This is a genomic window from Cyanobium sp. ULC082, from assembly GCF_977927535.1.
In genome coordinates this window covers 1,686,108-1,707,231 of sequence record NZ_OZ376397.1, presented here as the reverse complement: position 1 = coordinate 1,707,231, position 21,124 = coordinate 1,686,108, and the positions used below count along the sequence as shown (strand labels likewise).

The window sequence follows — 21,124 nt, the reverse complement described above, 5'->3', positions numbered from 1 at the left end:
GTTCATCGTGAGCCGCAGAGCGGCAGGCCGGTGGTAGCGAGCAAGACCAAACTTCCGGCCAGGGCGCCCGGCTGGTTTGGTGCCTGCCGATACACAAGTTCACACACGCCTGGTGCAGGGTCGTGACGCCGTTTCCATGACAGGTCGCCGGTTCATGCCTGAGGTCGCCCGCCCCGCCAACCAACCTGGCGATTTCCTCGTGGATTACGAGGAAAAGGTGTTCCCCGATGTGAAAGCGGAACCGGGCGAAAAGGCGCTCGTCACCTTTCACACCGTGGCGTTCGAAGGCTCGATCGGCCTGGTGAACCTGCTGCAGGCCAGCCGCCTGATCAACAAGGGCTTCGAGACCTCAATCCTGCTGTACGGCCCTGGGGTCACCCTCGGGGTGCAGCGCGGCTTCCCCAAGCTCGGTGATGCCGCCTTCGACGGCCATCTCAACTTCAACGCCCGCCTGCAGAAGTTCATGGACCAGGGCGGCAAGGTGTATGCCTGCCGCTTTGCCCTCCAGGCCCTCTACGGCCATGGCGAAGGGGCGCTGATGGCGGGCATCACCCCGGTGAATCCGCTCGATGTGCTCGACATCGTGCTGCTGCACCGCAAGGAAGGCGCCTTCATCCTCGACACCTGGACGCTCTGACGATGAACGGCCCGATCGTCGTGGCCGCCGCCCAGATCCGTCCGGTGCTCTACAGCCTGGAGGGGTCTGTGGAACGGGTGCTGGCGGCGATCACGGAGGCGGCCGGCCAGGGGGTGCAGCTGATCGTCTTCCCCGAAACCTTCCTGCCCTACTACCCCTATTTCTCCTTCGTGGAGCCGCCGGCGCTGATGGGCCGCTCCCACCTGCGCCTCTATGAGCAGGCGGTAACGGTGCCAGGCCCGGCGCTTCGCCGCATCGCGGCCGCCGCCCGCGAGCACGCCATGCACGTGCTGCTGGGCATCAACGAACGGGAGGGCGGCAGCCTCTACAACGCCCAGCTGCTGATCGACGCCAGCGGCACGCTGCTGCTGAAGCGACGCAAGCTCACCCCCACGTATCACGAGCGCATGGTGTGGGGGCAGGGCGATGGCGCCGGCCTCACGGTGGTGCCCACGGCGCTGGGACGCATCGGTGCCCTGGCCTGCTGGGAGCACTACAACCCCCTGGCCCGCTTCAGCCTGATGGCCCAGGGGGAAGAGATCCACTGCGCCCAGTTCCCCGGGTCGCTGGTGGGCCCGATCTTCAGCGAGCAGACGGCCGTGACCCTGCGGCACCACGCGCTGGAGGCGGGCTGTTTCGTGGTGAGTTCCACCGCCTGGCTGGATCCGGCGGATCTGGAGCGGATCACCACGGATCCGGCGCTGCAGAAGGCGTGCCAGGGGGGCTGCCACACCGCCGTGATCAGCCCGGAAGGCCGCTACCTGGCGGGTCCGTTGCCGGAGGGGGAAGGGCTGGCGATCGCCGAGCTCGACCCGGCCCTGATCACCAAGCGCAAACGGATGATGGACAGCGTGGGCCACTACAGCCGCCCCGACCTGCTGGGCCTGCGCCTCGATCGCACGCCGGCGCGTCAGGTGCAGGAGCAGGGCGACGGCGGAGCGCCCGCCGCCCTGCCGGCACTGCTGGAGCCGTTTCCGGAGCTGCTGCCGCACCCCCTGGCGGTCGTGCCGCCCCCGCTCGTTTCCCATCCGGAGCCGGTTCCCCATGGCTGACCCCCGCGACCATGCCGCGCTGGCGCGGCTCGTCACCGAGCTGCAGGTTCAGGGCCTCGTGGAACCTGGGGTGCCCGGCAACAAGGGCCGCCGCGGCGGTGCCGGCCCCTCCGACCACCGCGCCCTCAGCCTCGATGGCACCACGGTGATGGTGCCCGTGTACAGCAGCGCCGCCCAGCGCTCGCCCTATCGCCTGGAGGCCGGCGCCGCCGGGCTGGAGCTGCGGCGGGAGGCGCCGCTGGGGGTGGCGGTGCAGGTGGAGGCTCCGCCGGAGCCGCGCTTCTACGGCCTGCACACCGCCGACGGCACGCCCTACCGCTCGATCGCGCTGCTGCACAGCCGCGATGTGCTGGCCACCACGCTGCTGCAGACCTGCATCCGCTTCCGCGACCGCAGCGAGTCGTGCCAGTTCTGCGCCATCGAGCAATCGCTTGAGGATGGCCGCACCGTGGTGAGAAAGACCCCGGCCCAGGTGGCCGAGGTGGCTGAAGCAGCGGTGCGGCTCGATGGGGTGCGCCAGCTGGTGATGACCACCGGCACCCCCAACAGCGATGACCGCGGCGCCCGCCTGCTGGCCGAGACGGCGGCGGCGGTGAAGGCGCTGGTGAACCTGCCGATCCAGGCCCAGTGCGAGCCGCCGGAGGATCCGATCTGGTATCAGCGGATGAAGGACGCCGGCGTTGACAGCCTCGGCATGCACCTGGAGGTGGTGGAGCCGGAGGTGCGGCGCCGCATCCTGCCGGGCAAGGCGGAGCTGAGCCTGGAGCGCTATTTCGAAGCGTTCGCGCAGGCGGTGGCGGTGTTCGGCCGCGGCGAGGTGTCCACCTATCTGCTGGCGGGCCTGGGCGACAGCGCCGCCGCGATCGTGGCCTGCAGCGAGCGCCTGATCGCCGCCGGTGTGTACCCCTTCGTGGTGCCATTCGTGCCGATCAGCGGCACGCCGCTGGAGCACCATCCCGCGCCCAGCGCCACCTTCATGGTGGAAATCTACACAGCCGTCGCCAAGCAACTGGCGGCCTCGGATCTGCGGGCGGCGGCGATGTCGGCGGGCTGCGCCAAGTGCGGCGCCTGCTCGGCCCTGTCGCTGTTCGAGCAGGCGGCCACCCCTCCGGCGGGCGGCGGCTCCGCCAGCGCCTGATGTTCTTCATCGATCCGTCCAGCCACGAGATCGGCCGCAGCCCCACCTCGGCGCCGGCCGCCTTCACCCCATCGGTGCGCTGGGGCCTCGGCATCGACGCCGAGGATTTCCGCCTCTCGCCCTCGGCCAGCTCCGAGCGCTTCTCCTTTCATCTGCTGCGCCCCGGCACACCGCTGCTGGCTGGCTACTGGCACCTGCGCCGCCGCATCTTCTGCCAGGAGCAGCACCTGTTTGAAACTTCCGACCGCGATGCTCGCGATGGGGGCGCCACGCCGATCGCCGCGATCGCCCATGGGGCCAACCGGGCGGGGGAACACCAGGGCGGCACGGGGCCGGTGGTGGGGGTGGTGCGGATCCTGGAGCAGGAACCACGGCTCTGGTACGGCGGCCGGCTCGGTGTGGATGCCGCCTTCCGCCGCCACAACCAGATCGGCAAAGGCCTGATCTGGAAGGCCGTCACCACCGCCAACGGCTGGGGCTGTGACCGCTTCCTGGCCACGGTGCAGGAGCAGAACGTGCGCTTCTTCCAACGCCTGCACTGGCGCTCGGTGGAGCGGCTGGAGATCAAGGGCCTGCCCCATCACCTGATGGAGGCCGACCTCAGCTACTACAGCCCGTCGCGGGAACGCCGCCCGGTGGCATGAGCGCCATCGACCTGGCGCCGCTGGCGGCGCGGCTGCGTGCCCTGGCCGGCCTGCAGGGTAAGAGCGCCATCCAGCACCCCGCCGCCCATTTCCCGCACCAGCCCTTCGCCGCGCTCGGCCCGGCCGCCCTGCTCGGCGATGATGCCGCCCTGCTGCCGGCCTGCGGCGGCCAGCTGCTGCTGGCCAGCGAGGGGATGGATCCGGGCCTGCTGGCACGCGATCCCTGGTTCGCCGGCTGGTGCGGGGTGCTGGTGAACCTCAGCGACATCGCCGCGATGGGCGGCCGGCCGCTGGCGCTGGTGAACAGCCTCTGGTGCCGCGACGCGGCGCGGGCCGAGCCGGTGCTGGCGGGCCTGCAGGCGGCGGCGGCGCGCTTCGGCGTGCCGGTGGTGGGCGGCCACACCAACCTGAGCAGCCCCTATGACGCGCTGGCGGTGGCGGTGCTGGGCACGGCCGCTGGCGCTGTGCTCTCGGCCCGGTTCGCCCGCCCTGGCGACAACTGCTTCCTGCTGGTGAATGGCGCCGGCCGCATGCGCCACCCCGATCTGTTCTGGGATGCGGCCACCACTGCAGCGCCGGAGCTGCTGCGCCGCCAGCTGGCCCTGCCGGCACAGCTGGCCGAAAGCGGGGTGGTGCATGCCGCCAAGGACATCAGCATGGGCGGCCTGGTGGGCACGGCGGTGATGTTCTGCGAGAGCGCCGGCTGCGGTCTGGCGCTTGAGCTTGAGGCGATCACCCCGCCTGAGGGCGTGGCGCTGGACGACTGGCTGGCCTGCTTCCCCAGTTTCGGCTTCCTGCTGGCGGTGGCCCCGGAGCAGGAGCCGGCCCTGCGGGCGGCCGTCGCAGCAGAGGGCCATGGGCCGGCGCTGATCTGCCAGCCGATCGGCCGCTTCACGGCGGAGCCGGGCGTGCGCCTGCGGGCCGGCGGTGGCGAGGAGCTGCTGTGGAGCGGCGCCGAGGCGCTCACCGGCTTCGGCCCGGTGCCGTCGGGGTAGGCGTGCACCTTTCACCGCCAGTGCTTTCCACCGTTCACCGTTCAACTCCACCTTCTGCGTTCCGGCCATGCCCGAAGTGTTGCTCCAGCTCGAATGGCCCGATGGCCACCTCACCACGCTCTACTCGCCATCGACGGTGATCCTGCAGCACCTGAAGCCCGGCGAGCGGCTGCCGGTGGGGGAGCTGCAGCAGCGCGCCGAGCAGGCCCTTGCGGAGGCGTCCGAGCGGGTGCGGGCCCGCTACGGCTTCGCCTGCACGCGCACCGATGAGGAGCGCAGCAAGTTGCGCCACACCGCCACCGCCTACGCCGCCGACCAGTTCGTTCAGATCAACGCCGCATGAACGTCTCCTTCCTCGCCAAGTTCCGCGGTGACCGGGCGCCACTGCCCCCTCGCCCAGCCGGCCGGGCCATCGCCCTGGCCTGGCTGGGCGGCTTCCTGGCGATCGCCGCTGTTGCCCTGCTGCGCCTCGGCCTTGGCCAGGAACTGGTGCTCGGCTCCTTCGGCGCCACCTGCGTGCTGGCCTTCGGCTATCCCGATGTGCCCTTTTCCCAGCCGCGCAACATCGTGCTGGGCCACACGCTCAGCTCCGCCGTGGGTCTGCTGTTTCTCAGCCTGTTCGGACCGCAGTGGTGGGCGATGGCCGCTGCCCTGGCCACGGCGATCGCCGTGATGATGGCCACCGGCACCGTGCACCCACCGGCCGGCTCCAATCCGGTGATCGTGTTCCTGCTGCAGCCAGGCTGGAGCTTTCTGTTGTTTCCCACCGTGCTGGGCGCCGTGATCGTGACGGCGGTGGCGCTGATTTACAACAACGCGGTGAGGGTTGGCAGGTATCCGAAGTATTGGTGAACTTGATTGCTGAAACCAGACAACGCAGAAATCAGCCAGCAGGTGCGGCTCGGGAAGATTGGCCGAGTCTTCCAGGCTCTCGTCGCGGAGCCAGAAGAGATCAGGGCTCACCTTGTGGCAGGCCACGACTTCATCAAGGTCGACGCGGGCCATGCGCTTGGTCTTGAAGGTGAGGTGAATGTTCGGGCGCAGGTCGTACACCAACACGGTTTTGGTCCACGGAGCCTCCGCACCCGGCCGCGGTCGAAGAACAGCACTTTGGCCTTCACGCCCTGGGCGTAAAAGATGCCGGTGGGCAGGCGCAGCAGGGTATGTGGACCTCACATTCCTTGAGCAGATTGCGGCGCACGGTTTCGCCGGCGCCGTACCAGGAAGGCTTCAGCAGCTGCCACCTAACCATCACCCCGGGTGCACCACCCGCTGCGGGAAGGGGATTTCGATGCCTTCGCTGGCGAAGGCGTGCCAGACGGCCGTGGACACCTCGCTCTTGATGCCGGCGTTGTCCATTGGATTGGCGATCCAGTAGCGCAGCGCGTAGTTGATGCCCGAATCGCCATAGCTGAGCAGGAGGGCCTTCGGGGCGGGCTGGGGCAGCACCCGCGGGGAGGCCAGGGCCACCTGCTCCAGCAGGCGGAACACCAGCTCCGGGTCGTGCTGATAGGCGGCGGATACATCCACCTGGCTGCGGCGCATGCGGTCGCTGCCGGTGTAGGTGGTGGTGGTCTTGGTGAAGAAGTCCTGGTTCGGCACCACCAGCTCGGCGTTGTCGCGGTCGCGCCAGAGCACCGCCGCCCGCATGCCGAGGCTGCGCACCTCACAGGGGTCGCCATCGATGAACAGGATCTCGCCAGGACCCACCGACCCCTCGAACAGCAGCCACAACCCACTGATGAAGTTCGAGAACACCTCCTTCACGCCGAAACCCAGCCCCACCGACAGACCGCCGGCCACGGCGGCGATCGCGTTGGCGTTCAGTCCGATCCGGTGCAGCACCCAGAGGAACCCGCCGCCCACCAGCAGGTAGCGGCAGGCGATCTGGATCGCTTCGCGGGTGCCCCGGCTGAATCCCAGCAGCCGCTGCAGCAGGCTGCCCAGCCAGGCCACCGGAAACTCCGAGAGCACCACCAGGAAATAGGGAATGCTGAACAGCAGCACGATTCCGCCGGTGGTGAGCGGTTCGTTGAACAGGGGAAAGAGTGGAATGTCGGCAAAGTCTTCGAGTGAATCGAACTGATTCACCAGGGACCCCGCCAGGAACAGCAGAAAGATCGGCTTGATGATCCGGCCGTACAACCGATCGATCGGCGCCGTTCCGAAGCGCTGGGTCAGCAGCACCCGCCCCGCGATCAGCACCTGCCAGATCGCATAGATCCTCACCGTGTACTCCACCAGGCCGCTCGGTTGCCCGAGCACCTGGAGCAGCTGGGCGCCGAGCCGCAGCGCCAGCAGCAACCCGAGTGTGCCCAGCAGCCGCACCACAGGCGCGCGCGCGGCCAGGCGGGGTTGGATTCCCCAGCGATAGCCCAGCATCAGGGCGGCGATCATCAACCCCTGCAGCAGCACCAGGGGGCGGCCGAGGTAGCCCAGCCAGCCGGAGATCTCGATGAGCAGTTTGTCCATCGGCCGGGCTTCAGGGGGTGTCCAGGTCGGGGGGGGCGCCGGGATCGTTCAGGTCCCGGAGCACCCCAGGAGCATCGATCGTTCCCACAATCAACTGACGCAGGAGGTCGTGCAACTGGCCCACCCGTTCCTCCACGCTGTCGGGATGGCGGAAGCTCAACATGCGGGAGTGGTCGAGGCTGGCAGCCATCGCCGCAAAGCGGCGGGAACTCTTGACCGGGATCAGCACCTCCCTGTTCACGGGCAGATTACCGGGGCCGGCCTGCATCAGCCGGCGTTGATTCACGGTGTTGAGGGTGAACAGCACGAAGGCTTCCGCCAGCTCCCGCTGGCGGGGGCTGGAGTGTTCGCCGAAACTCCAGACCTTCAGCCGGGTCAGCGTGGTGGCCGGCTGATCGTTCGCACCCGGCAGCTCCGACACCCCGAGCGAGCTTCCGAGCTCCTTGCTCAGGCGGCCCAGCCAGAGGCTGTTGCAGCTGATCCAGTCCCGCTCTCCCTTGCCCAGCCGTTCGACCAGATCGATCGATTCCTCGGCGAACTCCACGTTCTGCTGCCGGTTGGCGTTGTCCAGCCAGTTGAGCCAGCCCAGTAGCCGGAGCTGGTCGGTGGGCGTGATCGCTGGGGAAGCGGCGCCGGCTTGCTTGCCGGCTTGCTCGGAGCCGAGCAGGGTGATCAGGCTGTCAGAGGCTCCGTTGCCGCTGGCCGTCCAGAACAGTTCGGTGGCACCCAGGGGGAGGCCCACCCGCATCCCCTTGGCGCTGAGGTCGATCAGCTGGTCGAGGCTGGTGGGTGGAGCCGGAACGCGGCGCTTGTTGAAGCAGGCGAGCTGCGGTTCAGCCAGCAGCGGAACGGCCAGCAAGGTGTTTTCGGTGAGTCGGAATTCGGCCAGGAAGCGGGGGTGGATCTCGCTCAGACGCTTGCCGGAAAACCGCACCGGGGTGGTCAGTTTCTGCTCGTGCAGCTTCAGTGCCGTGATCACCCTTGTCACCAGCAGATCCGGACCGAGGGCGCGGGAGGAGCGAAAGGTGGTGGCCGGCAGGATCTCTTCGCTTGAGAAATGCCGCACCTGGATACGCACGCCTGGATTGACCTGCTCGAAATCCTTGAGCAGCCCTTCCACCACACCCCTGGAATCGCCGATCTCCGCCTGTCGGGTCTGGTTGGATTCGTTCTCAACGAAAATGAACAGGGTGTCGGAGAGGAGGCCATCGCTGCAGCCGCTCAGCCCCAGCGACAAGGCCAGGGAGCTGGCCATGGCGCCGGCCATCCGCAGCCATGGCCTCAAGACCGAGCCTCCGTGAGCGATTCACTCAGCTCCCAGAGCCGGCGCCGCTGGCTGGGATCGAGGGCGGCCTGGGCGATCCGCGCCTGGGTGGGCCAGCCCCGCATCCCCCCCCATTGATCAGGCCCGTAGAGCTCGCCGCCGCGCGCTTCGGGGGCCGTGGCGGCATGGAGCTGGGGCAGTGCCCCCATCGCGGCGCTCTGGAACAGCGGGTCCATCAGGCGGTAGGCCAGCCCTTCCAGCCGCGAACCGGCGGCCGCCAGCGAGGCGGGCTGCAGGTTGGTGCGGGCCAGGCCGGGATGGGCGGCCAGGGAAGCGAGGGTGCTGCCACTCGCCGAGAGGCGCTCCTGGAGTTCGAGGGCGAACATCACATTGGCCAGCTTGCTCTGGCCGTAGGCCGCCCAGCGGTCGTAGCGGTGCTCACCCTGCAGATCATCGAAGGCGATCCGGCCGAAATGCTGGGCCCCGGAAGTCACCGTTACCACCCGGGAGCCGGGCCGCTGCTCCAGCAGGGGCAGCAGGGCCTTGGTGAGGGCAAAGTGGCCGAGGTGGTTGGTGCCGAACTGCAGCTCGAAACCATCGTGGGTGAGCTGCCGCGGTGTGCCCATCACCCCGGCGTTGTTGAGCAGGAGGTCGAGCCGGCCGTACTGCTCGGCCATCCAGTTCGCCGCTGCCCGCACACTGGCCAGATCGGCGAGGTTGAGCTCCAGGACCTCCAGCCCGGCGGCGGCGGCCGGCAGCAGCACGTCCCTGGCCGCTTCCCCCTTGCGCCGGGAGCGGCAGGCCAGCACCACGGTGGCGCCACGCCCGGCCAGGGCACGGGCCGATTCGAGGCCAAGGCCACTGTTGGCACCGGTGATCAGGGCGATCCGGCCGGTCTGATCGGGGATGTCGGCGATGGTCCAGCGCATCGGCGTGGCGGCTGCGTGGTGGTTTCTGCTGGGCTGTTGTGGGTCAGTCTTCGGGGAACAGCAGGTCGGCCAGTTCGTCGGGATCGACGTCGTAGACGCGGGCGAGGCTGGTTTCGATCGCTGAGGTCACCTCACCGGGCAGGAAGCGCATGGCGTTGAGGGCGTCCTCGGCGATGTCGTCGGTGAGCAGCTTGTCCTCGGCGCCGAGCTTCTCGTCGTTGATCACCGCCATCACCCAGCTCTGGTAGGCGTAGACCAGATCCGCAAACTCCAGATCCGGATCGTTGAGGTCGAGGGCCATGGGTCTGTCACGTTGAGGCCCCTGTAGTTTGCCCCCCTGCTGGCTCCGCTGGCCAGGGAAGGGGTGGTGGCGAAGGGCCGCTTAGGGTGCCCCCAGAGACAGATGGGGAGATCGATGTCGGGTGAGACTCCCCCTCTGTTTGGAAAAACGCGGTTTCTGGAAGGCCAGATCGATGAGTTCCTCGACAAGATCTCCGAAGGGGTGATCGTGGGGGAGCTGGGGATCAAGGCCTTTCTCTGTGCCCGTGAAGACCAGGAGATCTGCCTGGAAAAACTGAATCAGATCATCGAGATCAAGCGGCGCTGCAGTGAATTGCGCCGCACGATCGTGACCATGCTCTACACGGAGATGCTGCTGCCGGATGCCCGCGGCGATGTACTGCGGCTGCTGGCCAGCCTGTTTGAGCTGCTCGATGAAATGGGCGACGACTTCCAGGAGCTGATGATCGTGCAGCCCCAGCGGCTGCCGGAATTCGGCGCGGATTTCGATGAACTCACCACGATGGCGATCCGCAGTGTGCAGGCCGTGGTGGTGGCGGCCCGCACCTTCTTTCGCACGCCGGCGGCGGTGCGCGACCACATCAATGAGGTGCGGGTGTTCGAGGACGAAACCGACAAGCTCGCCTACAAGCTCAAGCGGCGGATCTACGCCGCCGATCTTGGCTTCGAGCAGCGCACCCTGCTGCGGGAAGCCGCCTCGATGATCGATGCCCTGGCCGACAAGGCGGAGAACATCGGCGACGACCTTTCGATCTTCGCGATCAAGCGCTCGCTCTGAGCCGGAGCTTTCCCCATGGCGCTGATCGTCACCTTGATCTTTCTCTCCAGCGGCCTGTTCCTGGGCTGGTCGATGGGAGCGAACGACGCCTCCAATGCCTTCGGCACCGCCGTGGCCACGCGGATGATCCGCTTCTCCACCGCCGCCTTTCTCTGCAGCGTGTTCGTGATCATCGGGGCGGTCACCAGCGGCAGCGGCGCTGCCGAGGGGCTGGGGCAGCTGGGGGCGATCAACACCCTGCCCGGGGCCTTCACCGCCGCTCTGGCCGCCGCGCTCACGGTGGCCTGGATGAGCAAGCTGGGCCTGCCGGCCTCCACCAGCCAGGCGGTGGTGGGCTCGATCATCGGCTGGAACCTGTTCAGCGGTTCCCCCACCGACCTGGGCACGCTGCGCCGCATCCTCTCCACCTGGATCATCTCGCCGATCCTTGGCGCGATCTTCGCAATGCTGCTCTTCAAGCTGCTGGTGGAGTGGATCCGCTTGACGCGGCCCCACCTGCTCTCGCTCGACCGCAACACCCGCAGCGGCCTGATCCTGGCCGGCATCTTCGGCTCCTATGCGATCGGCGCCAACGGCATCGGCAACGTGATGGGCTTCTTTGTGGAGGCCTCACCCTTCCGTGAGCTCACGCTGGGGTCGTTGTCGGTGTCGTCGGTGGAGCAGCTGTTTCTGATCGGGGGAATCGCCGTGGCTGTGGGTGTGTACACCTATTCCCGCAAGGTGATGCTCACCGTGGGGGATGGCCTGTTGACCCTCTCGCCCCTCGGTGCCTTCGTGGTGGTGGTGTCCCATTCCATGGTGCTGTTCATCTTCTCCTCCACGGCGCTGGAGAGCCTGCTGGCGGGCTGGGGATTGCCCACGATTCCGCTGCTGCCGGTGTCGGGCTCGCAGGCGGTGATCGGCTCGGTGCTGGGCATCGGCCTGCTGCAGGGCATGAAGGGGGTGCGCCAGATCCGCTGGGGCGTGCTGGGCGGCATCGCCTCCGGCTGGATCACCACACCGTTGATCGCGGCGGTGATCGGCTTCGTGCTGCTGTTCGTGGTGCAGAACGTGTTCGGCCAGGAGGTGTACCGGGCTGTCGGGCCGCTGGCGGTGGCAGTGTTGGCGTCTGGACCTGCTGTGCCTTGAATGTCAGCCCCTCCGGCCGCCGCCGATCCCGCCGTGCTGCAGGCGGCGCTGTTTGAGTTCGCGATCGGCGAGCTGGTGCGCCAGCACCGCAGCAGCTTCCCGCCGCTGTGGACCGCCGAGAGCTGGGCCAAGCTGATGATCTGGCTGGCGCTGAGCTGCGGCTGCAGCGGCGACGACGAGGGCCTGCGGCGCTTCGCGGCAGCACTGGAGCCGGCCCTGGCGCGGCGGCTGCGGCAGACCTTCTTCGAGCGCACATTGGAGGATCTGGAGCTGCGCCTGCTGGCCGATCCAGCCGACAGCCAGGTGGTGGTGCTGCCGCTGCACCCCTCGGTGACGCTGCCGCCTGAACGGGTGGCCGAAGCGCTGGCCCGCGTCGGGCTCAGCGAGCGGGTGGTGGATCCAGCCGACTGGCAGCAGCTGGAGGGCCTGGTGGCCGTTCCCTGGGCCCAAGCCAGCGAGGCTGCCCACTCATGAACCTGATCGGCACCTACCGCAACGCCGGCTATGCGGCCCTCGCCGACGGCATCTGCGCCTTCTACGAGCGCCGCACCGACCTGCAGCGCCGCGGCGTCGCCTTCGGCGAACCGCAGGCCGAAGGCGACGCTCTCGGTGTTCCAGCCACCCCTGCCAAGGTGTCGACCGACATCAGCCTGGTAGCGATCGACCGCAGCGATCCGGAGGCCTTCGCCCTGGCTGAGGTGATCGTGCGCGGCGTGAACGCCGGGCTGGAGCGTTACCTGCAGGAGCGGCCGCTGCTGCGCCAGTGCGCGCCAGAGCAGTCGCTGTTCGTGCTGCCGATCTTCAACCTGCAGCGCTACGCCCCCGGCGAAGCCTTCCACGCCTGGCACTGCGACTGGACCACCAGCGAGGAGGCCACCGAGCCGATCCGCCGCGTGCTGGCCTGGATCCTCTACTGCAACGACGTGCCTGACGGCGGCACCGAATTCCACTGGCAAGACCACCACGTGGAAGCCGAAAAAGGCACGCTGGCGATCTTCCCGGCGGGGATCTCCCACATCCACCGCGGCCGGGTGAGCCACGAGCACAGCAAAACAATCGCCACCGGCTGGATCAATGCGGGCAGGCGGGAGGATTACATCGCTCGGCTTGCGAGCAGCTGAAGCGCAGGTTGGCGGCGGGGAATCGGCATGTGCGGAGAAGCGTTATGGCCCAAGAGCCCCAGGACGCTTACTCGCGTGTGAGCTGAACCTTGAGCAACAGATCAACCTTTTGGCATGGGTGGATAGCGGATCCGCATAAGATCCGGCTCTGCAACCGCTTCAAAGGGCAAAAGCCTGGCGCCGCTGCCGATTCAAGGCCAAGAGGTAGCCAATGCAATGGTTCTTAGACTGTCAAAAAGCCTGGGTTTAGCGTGGATACCGGACCCGCCCATTCAGCGTTATACGGGCAGAGTCTGCTGCAATAGCCCTAAGCCAATGAGAGACAATGCAGTAAGCAATTTTACTCAGTTAACACTTTATGGCCTTGTCGCTCACGCCAGGTGTGGAGGGCGGGTGCGGCTATCCGCACCTTGAACGCTATATATGGTGCCTTAGGGTAGGTGGAACCAAGCAAGCCGTAGCAGGAAAGCGCTGTGCCTTTACTCCAGTCTTACTTCGAGAATTTCCACAAGATCATCAAGCTTGACGAGGACGACGAGAAAGCTAATTTAAGAGAAAAGCGTGACACGCTCCTTCAGAATTTAAAGGCCAATCTTCCTGCCGAGGTGCCTGCCTTCGAGGACTTTCACCAAGGGAGCTACTCCATGCACACGGGAATAGTCCCGCTGGATGGAAATTACGACATTGATGTCGGTCTAGTCTTCGACTGCTCACGGAGTGCTTATCCAGACCCAGTCACGATAAAGAAGTTGGTGCGTGATGCACTAAATACACATGGCCGCACCATAGATATCCGAAGGCCCTGTGTCACAGTGACCTACATACGCGATTGCAAGCCGGAGTACCACGTCGACCTGGCCATCTATGCAAAGCGTAATGACGATACCCTCGACCTAGCCAAGGGCAAGGAGAATTCAGACGTGAGCAGGAGGATCTGGGAACAGTCCAACCCCAGGGAGCTAACTCGTCTTATCTGCAACGTCTTCGATGACAAAGTTGAGCGGGCACAGTACCGCCGATGTATTCGTTATATCAAACGATGGAGAGACCAACAGTTCGCATCCAGCGGTTCTCCGCTCAGTATTGCTCTCACCGTTGCAGCTATGCATTGGTTCAAGCCACGTTTCGAGGTATCCGGAAAAGCCGCTGATTTGTTGGCATTGCTGGACTTGGCGAAAGAGATGCTGAATCAGTTTCGTGGCACTTCATCTAATGATGGCTGGCATGATCGTCTCTCAGTGATGCTCCCAGTTATGCCCTTCAACGATCTAGCGGAATGCATGACCAATACACAAATGACGACGCTCAAGGCAAAACTAGAAACTTTACGTAATGCTCTCGAGATTGCCTACGACGAGTCGCTGCCAGAAGAAGCCTGCAAGATCATGCAGAAACAGTTCGGTAGCGATTTCCCAATTCCCGATAAGTCGCAAACTGCAAAGGCTGTTGTGGCTCCTTACATCAGCACGGGGACGTCAGCTTGACTGAGAAAGCGACAGATGAATCCTTCGTCCTTGACGAGTATTTTCGTGCCGTCGAGGAGTTATTCGGCCAGCAAGGCTTGAAAGTCGAGAGATTCGAAAGTCAAAGAAAAGGCTACTTGGGCATAAGGCTAGCTGGCAGCGGCGACAATGCCTGGAAGCTCCACGTCGCGTGCAACCCAGATGCATTGTCGCTACCTAATCTATTCCTAGAAGGATCCAAACGATTGCTTGCCCATGTCAGTTATCGCGGAATGGTTTGCGTAAATGATGGCCAAGGGATGTCCTTGGACTCGGACCGGCACGCCGAGATCACCGCTCAAACTGTATTAGCAGGATATGAGATATTGGAGCGTTCGGCTATCGATGCAGCAAACGACCAAGTAGATTTCTTCAACGAGCTTGAGGGCTACTGGGCAACATTGCCAGATGCCTGCACAGGCCGAGCAACTTTTGAAGTCGATGCGAAGGATCGACTGTTGACTGCACATTGTGATACAAAGGCAGACCCCCTGGTCTGGTGGCTGACCGAGTACAGGCATCCTGTTCCTAGGGACTTCCGACCAAGCAAAGCCATCAATCAGCGCGCTCTCTATGTTCACCTTGAGCGTGCCCCAGCGCCTCCGTGCGCCCCAGAGAAGCTGACCGCAGCCTTTGTGGACGGAGTCCGCGCTCAGTTCTCACCGGTTCAGGAAGAACTCTGGCAGGGTCTTGTCGGGCCTTCAAAGAACGGGCCGAAACTTGTCGTGCTGATTGTGTCCATGCCTCGCGCTGCTGGAGGGATCTCGGCCATCGGCGTGAGCTTCCGTGTGAAAGATGGGTTCGTCGATGCCGGGTTACCACCAGTACCGATTTCATTGCGGCGTCACACAGCGAACTACATGCGCGAGCGAGGAGGCGCGTCGCTCAAGATGCTGAATAAGCATGTGGTGGTCGTGGGTTGTGGCTCGATCGGTTCGCAAGTAGCAGATATCTTGGCGTCAAGTGGAATTGGGCGACTAACGCTAGTGGACTCCGATACCTTTAGCGAAGATAATGTCTTCAGACATTTCCTCCCGGTTTGTTGGGTCGATTTTAAGAAGACAAATGCTCTCGCTGCAGTCCTCGAGAGCATGTACCCAGGTCTAAGCACGACGAGTGTGCCTCAGACCGCGCAGCAGTGGCTGGCGAAAACCAACCTAGATGGTGTGGATGGCATCGTGATCGCCATAGGACAGCCAACGGTCGAGCGCTCGTTATCCCGTGTATTCCGGGCCAGCGCAATCCATCTGCCTGTGGTTTACACATGGCTTGAAGCTTTGGATCTGGGTGGGCACTCTGTTCTGGCCTGGACGAAAGGTGAAGGTTGTCTTGATTGCATTTTCCGAGACGACGAAGGGCTAGCTTCTCTTTACTCACGAACAGCGTTCCTTGCTCCAAACCAGGTTGTGTCGAGAAACCTTACAGGATGTGCTGGGAACTTCGTTCCGTACGGCGCCTTGCAGGCACGCCGAACTGCATTGCTCGCAGCAGAACACCTGCTTGCGGCCCTTGATGGTAATCAGCCTACTACTTCTTATTACCGAAACTGGGTTGGAGAAGGCAGGGTCGCCAGACAGCAAGGGCTGCATGTCACGCCTTGGCTCGACATCGCTCGGAGCCTTTCAGACGAGGAAGCCACAAAGCGGGTCTTCGGCCGACCGTGCTTACGCTGCAAGAGGTCAACGTGAGGTTAGTTTTCACGGTCAGCCACAAGCGTCGGCTAATCATTGTTGAGCATGCCGTCGCACAGATGCAGTTTTACACTCAGCGACGCTGGTGGCAATGCGAGGCGGGTGGAGCATTACTTGGTAGACACTTACTCGATTCCAACGACATTGTTGTAGACGAAGTGACGACGCCTCAGCATGGAGATAGGCGCAGCCGCTTTGGCTTCTTTAGATCACAGCGACATGGAGAGATTGCGCGCGCACGGTGGGCTGAGGAACAGATGACGATGGCCTATCTAGGCCTCTGGCACACACACCCAGAAACCTGCCCAACACCGAGCAACACAGACAAGAGGGATTGGGAAAAGACTGTAAGTGCCGACATGTTTGAAGGCGACCGACTCTTCTTCCCTATAGTGGGTACTACCCTCATCCGAGTCTGGTGCCTTAGCCGTAGAGGGTTCATGAGAGAACTGAGAGAGGTTTCTGATAATGCCTAGGAAGCAAGCACGTGCCTATATCCCCAAGGATGTTCGCCGCGACCTCTGGATTGCGGCTGCTGGTAGGTGTGAATTCCGGGGCTGTTGCAAGCCTGTAGATAGGGACTTTCTGACCAAAGAAAAATGCGTCGTCGGCGAATATGCTCACATTATTGCCGACAGCCCTGATGGAGCTCGCGGAGTTGAGGGAGAGTCTGAGCTGTTGGCCAAGGACCCAAACAACTTGATGCTCTCATGCCTTGTCTGCCATAAGCGTATCGATCGACATGGAAAGAATAATCGTTTTACTGTTGAACAACTCCATGCAATGAAGCGGGAGCATGAGGCCAGGATTCAGCTCATTTACTCGGCTAACGGTGTAAAAGATAGCTTGCCTATTTTGATGACGTTTCCAGTTGGATCGCATGTACCAGTTATTGAGCGAACGCAGATACATCATGCGATGCTCGAAAATAGTAGCTACACGAGATTCCCGGTAGGAAGAGTTGTTCATATCGACAAAGGTGACTTCGAGATCTTTGACGATTCGCTCGCCTTCTGGCCATTCGCCGAGCTAACTCTGTCTAGGCTGTACGAGCAGAGAATTCGACCAGAACTTACATCAAGAAACGGGCCGACACACCTAACTATTGCTGCATTCGCGCCAATTCCGATGCTCATGAAGCTTGGATCTCTGATTGGTGACAAAACTGAAGCTACTGTGCTCGACCTGCCCGCCGAGCGCTGGTTATGGGACAAGCACGTTGATTGCCAAGAGCCATCGTTCATCTTCAGTGTGCCACATTCGTTACCGCGTGAGGTTGCAGCAGTCATCAGTATCTCTAACATGGCGGATCACCCTGACAGCCCCAACGTCGTTGAGTTTCGAGTCGTTGAGCCTAACCGCGACATCATTCGACAAGAAAAGCATCTCAAAATTTTCCGCCAGCAGTTCAACGCTTTTCTAATGCAGTTGGTCCGATCCGGAGTTCGTATCCTTCACCTGTATCCTGCGACACCGATATCTGCAAGTGTTGAGATTGGCCGCATGCTGTTGCCTAAAACTTTTGAGGAGATTCATGTCTGGGAGTGGCAGACACCTATATGGAAGCCTGCAGTTCGCCTGAAGTGACCACATAGCAATACCAGTATTTTAGCCATGGCTGAAGTTAATAGATGAATAACTCGGTAGCTGAGGTTTAATATTCACGCTCATCATATTTACATTCATTTGCCAAGCCAAGACATTTGCCTTGCGATAAAGCGTAGGGGCTTCAGTCTCGGCCTCCTTTCTCCAGAATGCAGGAAACAGGGCTGTAGTAAACTGTTGACATATCTTGCAATCGGATTGCATCATAAGTTGTATGGAAGTTCATTAGGGGCTGCTTCTTGAAAACCCTGGAGGTGAAACGAGCTACAGTTTAAGACGCCGGTTGGCCAACAGGCTACTTCTTTTTGCGTGGCTACGCCGTATAACAACAAGATCCAGAAGACGGTAGCGTACGAAGGCTTCTATGCTGGGCTCTCGGCCCGCTTCTGATCTTGAGCGTTATGCTGATGGTATAACCATGTCCGATAGTCTCGGCGCACTACTCCAGAAAGGCACAATGGGATAGCTAATAGCCCTATTTACCGCAAACTCCGTTGAACTTAGTCGACATCTCAGGTCGTCTACTATTATATCCAATCCACTCTTCATGGGTATCGAGTCAATGTCAAGCCTGGATGCGCTAGAAAATCAGATTGGCTCAATGCTAGCAAGGCTAAAGCTGGGAGATGTCATGAGATCCCTATGGCTACTAAGCCAAAAGTCAACAGACCTTAATCCATTCATGATCGCTGGGCTTTCAAATTTTGCCATGAGATTCTGCCCCCCCAGCAACACCTCCCAATTAATCAAGAGCTACAACATCGCACCATTGATAGAATTGTCAAACACATACCTTCTTAGCGATCCAATTACTTTTGACGAAAGTCTACGAGAAGAATTTGAGAGCTCCAACCCTATTTTCCTAATGTTACGGGTAGTGAGCAGTCAGTTTCCGTATGAAGTAGAGGTATTTAGCGAATTTGCTCGCCCTTTTTATCTGTATTATGAAATTCCACGTCAGCTGCACGGGCAACCGGGGATTCCTAACTTTGATTTTGAAAGCAGCTTTTTAGGATTGCATGGTTTTACTACGTTAGACTTTATCACTACAGGATTTGTGGTCTATGCGGCATCAAAAAGCGGCTTTTCCATAAATAGAGATTACCTCCTTAACGCTCGCAGAAAGGGGATTAAACTGCCAACTCAAAAGGTTCTAAGCCTAATCTTAGATCAGCTTTCAGCAGACAAACTCAAGTTCACAAGTCTGTACGAGAAAAGGAAGAATTCTGATCGTCGATTCAGGATGTATGATTTTAACCCGCTCATTTCATATCCATTGATAAAGCCATGCCAAAATAAGCAATTCGCGACGTCCGGTAAGGACTTCTTCCATTCTCCAGTTCCCGGTCTAATTGGCTCGAGAATCTCAGCAGGAATATTTTATGATATGTACAATGCGCACTCTACGGCATCAGGAAACACATTCTCTGAATTCTTTGGTTTCGTATTTGAAGCGTATGTAGGTCTTGTGCTTAAAAACTGCATTAAGACCGAGACGTTGTTGTCAGAAGTAGACATTCGAAAATTTTATCCATCTAACAAAGGCAAGGTTTCTGATTGGATATGGATGGATGGCTCGTCGCTAATTCTGATTGAGTGTAAGGCTACTCGATTTACCAGAGCAGCTCAGTCGATTGCTAGTGAAGAGGCAGTAAATAGTAGCCTGGCACAGGTAAGGAAAGGTTTAAAATAGCTTCATAGTTTTATATCCGCTTGCTGCTCAAAGTGTCAGGAGCTCGAAATGTTTCATAAGTGTACTACATTTAGGCCAATCCTGGTTACACTTGAGCCGTTGCATCTTGTAGATGGCACATTATTTCGCCAACATATAAATGGACTGCTTGCACAGGATGGTATTACTGGCATGGATTGGCAAATCCTATCAGTTGATGAGCTAGAAGCTCTTCAGCCTCATATAGCTACCGGCTTCAAGCTGATTCAAGTTCTCAATGACCTGCAGACAAAGACATTCAACAAGGTTCTTGATGAGCTTGTCTCTAGGTCCCAAAAATCTTTTGTAGATTCTTTTTTGTACCAAAAACAGCAAGAGCTTTACTGTCGACTAGGTTTGCGGCAAGCCACTTGCCAATAAGTAAGCGGCATTTCGCTTCTGAACATCTGAGCCACAGCATAACATCAAGATACAGAAGACGGGAGCGAATGTTAAAGGCGATGCTCGAATTATGTTCCGCTTCTGATCTTGGCTTTGGATGGATTGGCCACACAAAGAGGGTCATCGCTTGTCATTTAGAATTAGATAGTGCTCATTCGAATAATAAATGAATCCCATAGTCTCTGAAGAGCCAATCTCTCCTTGTCTTCGGACAGACTATCTCTAATCTTCTTGTCACTAGAAGAATCGACAATTATGCAGCAAGTGAAGTCAAAGTGAGAAGCATACACAAGAGCCTGGCCAATTGCTTCTCGCACATGTTGACCAGAATCGCCCCTCTTGATTTCAATTGCAATGCGTGTATCGTTTATTAGCACCATGAAATCAGGCCTATGCTGAACTCCAAACAGCAGAAGATTATTTACTGTTGTGCCTTTATCGCCTTCCCAATAAAGTGATTCACTTGCCTTTCGTTTAACACTGCCCTCACTCAGCTCTGGCTCAAGTGCCCTATGCAACTTTGTGAGGTCAGACAAGAATTGATTATAGATGAATGACTTTACATGTTGTTCGCTCAATCCCGACCCAATCTTCGCATAATAGCTCGGACTTAAGAGCGAGTCCATGATGTGATCAACAATCTGAATCCGCCGCGCAGTCTTCTTTGGCAAGTAGGAGCTTTGGCCTCGGGTCATTGGCAAGGACCAGCTTGGTTGACTCTACTACTTCCATTCTGTCATGGCAGCGTATGGATGAAATGTCCACTGAACCTTCAGGGACCTGAAAGGCGATTATGGGTCTCTAGTATCGGAGAACTCAAATCGCAAGAAATCTTGCTCAGCGCTTAGCTTTTAGGTTCCACTACGGTCTCAGGGCGGCGAGCGGTTATCGCTCAGGTCCAACAGCTTGTAACTCATCCTTCTACTCTAAGCAACCATCCAACATTGCCAGACACCTGGACCGCCTCCAAGGGTGTCGTCACGCAGAATGATTCTCTTGCGGCCAGATGATGGCGAGCGTTAGCCTTACTCAAAATCCGTGCGGCTGGGCGCCCTGGGTTTTGAGCTGAGAGATCACATGACTTCTGGCGATTATGCGTAATTGCCTTATCAGGAGTTGGCCTATCTTGTAAATGATGACACTATTAGAAGCTGCGGTCAGCTCGAAACAACTCAGTAGAGCTGCATGTTACGACAAGCAAAGCGACCGATTGGCACTGCCCTAAACTTCTCCTGCCCGACGTGGCGTTTCACGGGTAGAAATGAAAGTATCCGATGTTCTCAAAGCGATCAAGAGCGATGGCTGGATTCAAGTGGCACAAAGGGGGAGTCATCGCCAATTTAAGCACCCAAGAAAGCCAGGTAGGGTAACCATTGCTGGCAAGCCGTCTGATGAGCTTGCAAAGGGCACTCAGATGAGTATCATGAAGCAAGCAGGTCTCAGAGGTTCAGAACAACCATGAAGTACGCAGTAGTCATCGAGAAGGCTGGAGAAAACTTTTCGGCCTACGTTCCAGATCTCCCAGGCTGTATCGCAACTGGCGATAATGCCTCTGAAGTTGAACAGCAGATTCGCGAGGCGATCTCATTTCATTTAGACGGCTTACGGCAGGATGGCATGGAGATACCGGAGCCGTCTTGTGCCGTTGGATATGTTGAACTTGCTGCATAACTGACACGAAGCGAAGGCTAACATCCAGATTCAGAAGACGGAAGCAAAAGGTATTAGCCATGCCCATGCCTCTGCCAGCTTCTG

The 21,124-nt window shown here is 60.5% G+C and carries 23 protein-coding genes; 19 read left to right on the top strand and 4 right to left on the bottom strand.

Annotated features, from left to right (window positions below; genetic code table 11):
* Window positions 1-154 precede the first annotated feature (154 nt).
* The 7 genes from ACXMDY_RS09035 (at window position 155) to ACXMDY_RS09005 (ending at window position 5,318) form a co-directional block, all read left to right on the top strand.
* Window positions 155-637 carry an MSMEG_0572/Sll0783 family nitrogen starvation response protein gene (locus ACXMDY_RS09035; RefSeq protein WP_259702203.1) on the top strand — a complete coding sequence of 161 codons (483 nt, stop codon included), beginning with the start codon at window positions 155-157 and terminating at the stop codon, window positions 635-637.
* Between the two features lie 2 nt (window positions 638-639).
* Window positions 640-1,689 carry a Nit6803 family nitrilase gene (locus tag ACXMDY_RS09030; protein WP_259702134.1) on the top strand — a complete coding sequence of 350 codons (1,050 nt, stop codon included), beginning with the start codon at window positions 640-642 and terminating at the stop codon, window positions 1,687-1,689.
* Complete coding sequence (locus ACXMDY_RS09025; protein ID WP_259702135.1) at window positions 1,682-2,827, top strand: MSMEG_0568 family radical SAM protein; 1,146 nt, start codon at window positions 1,682-1,684, stop codon at window positions 2,825-2,827. The genes ACXMDY_RS09030 and ACXMDY_RS09025 overlap by 8 nt, the downstream gene beginning before the upstream one ends.
* Entirely contained in the window at window positions 2,827-3,471 is a 645-nt protein-coding gene (locus ACXMDY_RS09020; protein ID WP_259702136.1) for an MSMEG_0567/Sll0786 family nitrogen starvation N-acetyltransferase, read from the top strand. The genes ACXMDY_RS09025 and ACXMDY_RS09020 overlap by 1 nt, the downstream gene beginning before the upstream one ends.
* Window positions 3,468-4,466 carry a sll0787 family AIR synthase-like protein gene (locus tag ACXMDY_RS09015; RefSeq protein WP_259702137.1) on the top strand — a complete coding sequence of 333 codons (999 nt, stop codon included), beginning with the start codon at window positions 3,468-3,470 and terminating at the stop codon, window positions 4,464-4,466. Before ACXMDY_RS09020 ends, ACXMDY_RS09015 begins: the two co-directional genes overlap by 4 nt.
* 67 nt (window positions 4,467-4,533) lie before the next feature.
* Complete coding sequence (locus ACXMDY_RS09010) at window positions 4,534-4,809, top strand: MSMEG_0570 family nitrogen starvation response protein (RefSeq protein ID WP_259702138.1); 276 nt, start codon at window positions 4,534-4,536, stop codon at window positions 4,807-4,809.
* Window positions 4,806-5,318 carry an HPP family protein gene (locus ACXMDY_RS09005; protein WP_259702139.1) on the top strand — a complete coding sequence of 171 codons (513 nt, stop codon included), beginning with the start codon at window positions 4,806-4,808 and terminating at the stop codon, window positions 5,316-5,318. Before ACXMDY_RS09010 ends, ACXMDY_RS09005 begins: the two co-directional genes overlap by 4 nt.
* A gap of 399 nt (window positions 5,319-5,717) precedes the next feature.
* Here ACXMDY_RS09005 and ACXMDY_RS09000 read toward each other — a convergent pair whose 3' ends face one another.
* From ACXMDY_RS09000 to ACXMDY_RS08985, 4 genes are read right to left on the bottom strand one after another with little or no spacing between them, the layout of a single operon-like run.
* Complete coding sequence (locus tag ACXMDY_RS09000; protein ID WP_259702140.1) at window positions 5,718-6,938, bottom strand: mechanosensitive ion channel family protein; 1,221 nt, start codon at window positions 6,936-6,938, stop codon at window positions 5,718-5,720.
* Window positions 6,939-6,948: 10 nt separating this feature from the next.
* The gene (locus ACXMDY_RS08995; protein WP_259702141.1) at window positions 6,949-8,193 is read right to left on the bottom strand and encodes an extracellular solute-binding protein; all 1,245 of its coding nucleotides are present in this window, start codon (window positions 8,191-8,193) and stop codon (window positions 6,949-6,951) included.
* A 26-nt stretch (window positions 8,194-8,219) separates the two neighbouring features.
* On the bottom strand, window positions 8,220-9,131 hold the full coding sequence (locus tag ACXMDY_RS08990) for an oxidoreductase (protein WP_259702142.1): 912 nt from the start codon (window positions 9,129-9,131) through the stop codon (window positions 8,220-8,222).
* 43 nt (window positions 9,132-9,174) lie between these two features.
* Window positions 9,175-9,432: a hypothetical protein gene (locus tag ACXMDY_RS08985; protein ID WP_259702143.1), complete on the bottom strand. Its 258-nt coding sequence runs from the start codon at window positions 9,430-9,432 to the stop codon at window positions 9,175-9,177.
* Window positions 9,433-9,546: 114 nt separating this feature from the next.
* Between ACXMDY_RS08985 and ACXMDY_RS08980 the strand changes: the two genes are divergently transcribed.
* The 12 genes from ACXMDY_RS08980 to ACXMDY_RS08925 all read left to right on the top strand — a co-directional run bounded on the left by ACXMDY_RS08980 (window position 9,547) and on the right by ACXMDY_RS08925 (window position 21,040).
* A complete protein-coding gene (locus ACXMDY_RS08980) occupies window positions 9,547-10,209 on the top strand; it encodes a DUF47 domain-containing protein (protein ID WP_259702144.1) in 663 nt (220 codons plus the stop codon).
* A 15-nt stretch (window positions 10,210-10,224) separates the two neighbouring features.
* Window positions 10,225-11,337: an inorganic phosphate transporter gene (locus tag ACXMDY_RS08975; RefSeq protein ID WP_259702145.1), complete on the top strand. Its 1,113-nt coding sequence runs from the start codon at window positions 10,225-10,227 to the stop codon at window positions 11,335-11,337.
* Window positions 11,338-11,811 carry a protein phosphatase gene (locus ACXMDY_RS08970; RefSeq protein WP_259702146.1) on the top strand — a complete coding sequence of 158 codons (474 nt, stop codon included), beginning with the start codon at window positions 11,338-11,340 and terminating at the stop codon, window positions 11,809-11,811.
* Window positions 11,808-12,458, top strand: a complete 651-nt coding sequence (locus tag ACXMDY_RS08965; protein ID WP_259702147.1) for a 2OG-Fe(II) oxygenase — start codon at window positions 11,808-11,810, stop codon at window positions 12,456-12,458. The genes ACXMDY_RS08970 and ACXMDY_RS08965 overlap by 4 nt, the downstream gene beginning before the upstream one ends.
* Before the next feature lie 473 nt (window positions 12,459-12,931).
* Window positions 12,932-13,942, top strand: coding sequence for a nucleotidyltransferase domain-containing protein (locus ACXMDY_RS08960; protein ID WP_259702148.1), 1,011 nt, complete (start codon window positions 12,932-12,934; stop codon window positions 13,940-13,942).
* Window positions 13,939-15,648: a ThiF family adenylyltransferase gene (locus ACXMDY_RS08955; RefSeq protein WP_259702149.1), complete on the top strand. Its 1,710-nt coding sequence runs from the start codon at window positions 13,939-13,941 to the stop codon at window positions 15,646-15,648. The genes ACXMDY_RS08960 and ACXMDY_RS08955 overlap by 4 nt, the downstream gene beginning before the upstream one ends.
* A gap of 62 nt (window positions 15,649-15,710) precedes the next feature.
* Entirely contained in the window at window positions 15,711-16,127 is a 417-nt protein-coding gene (locus tag ACXMDY_RS08950; protein ID WP_399244092.1) for a Mov34/MPN/PAD-1 family protein, read from the top strand.
* The gene (locus tag ACXMDY_RS08945) at window positions 16,120-17,238 is read left to right on the top strand and encodes an SAVED domain-containing protein (protein ID WP_259702150.1); all 1,119 of its coding nucleotides are present in this window, start codon (window positions 16,120-16,122) and stop codon (window positions 17,236-17,238) included. The genes ACXMDY_RS08950 and ACXMDY_RS08945 overlap by 8 nt, the downstream gene beginning before the upstream one ends.
* Before the next feature lie 580 nt (window positions 17,239-17,818).
* A complete protein-coding gene (locus ACXMDY_RS08940) occupies window positions 17,819-18,949 on the top strand; it encodes a hypothetical protein (RefSeq protein ID WP_457767568.1) in 1,131 nt (376 codons plus the stop codon).
* A gap of 99 nt (window positions 18,950-19,048) precedes the next feature.
* Window positions 19,049-19,348: a hypothetical protein gene (locus ACXMDY_RS08935; protein ID WP_457767567.1), complete on the top strand. Its 300-nt coding sequence runs from the start codon at window positions 19,049-19,051 to the stop codon at window positions 19,346-19,348.
* A 1,282-nt stretch (window positions 19,349-20,630) separates the two neighbouring features.
* The gene (locus ACXMDY_RS08930; protein WP_259702153.1) at window positions 20,631-20,831 is read left to right on the top strand and encodes a type II toxin-antitoxin system HicA family toxin; all 201 of its coding nucleotides are present in this window, start codon (window positions 20,631-20,633) and stop codon (window positions 20,829-20,831) included.
* Entirely contained in the window at window positions 20,828-21,040 is a 213-nt protein-coding gene (locus ACXMDY_RS08925) for a type II toxin-antitoxin system HicB family antitoxin (RefSeq protein WP_259702154.1), read from the top strand. Before ACXMDY_RS08930 ends, ACXMDY_RS08925 begins: the two co-directional genes overlap by 4 nt.
* Window positions 21,041-21,124: the final 84 nt, after the last annotated feature.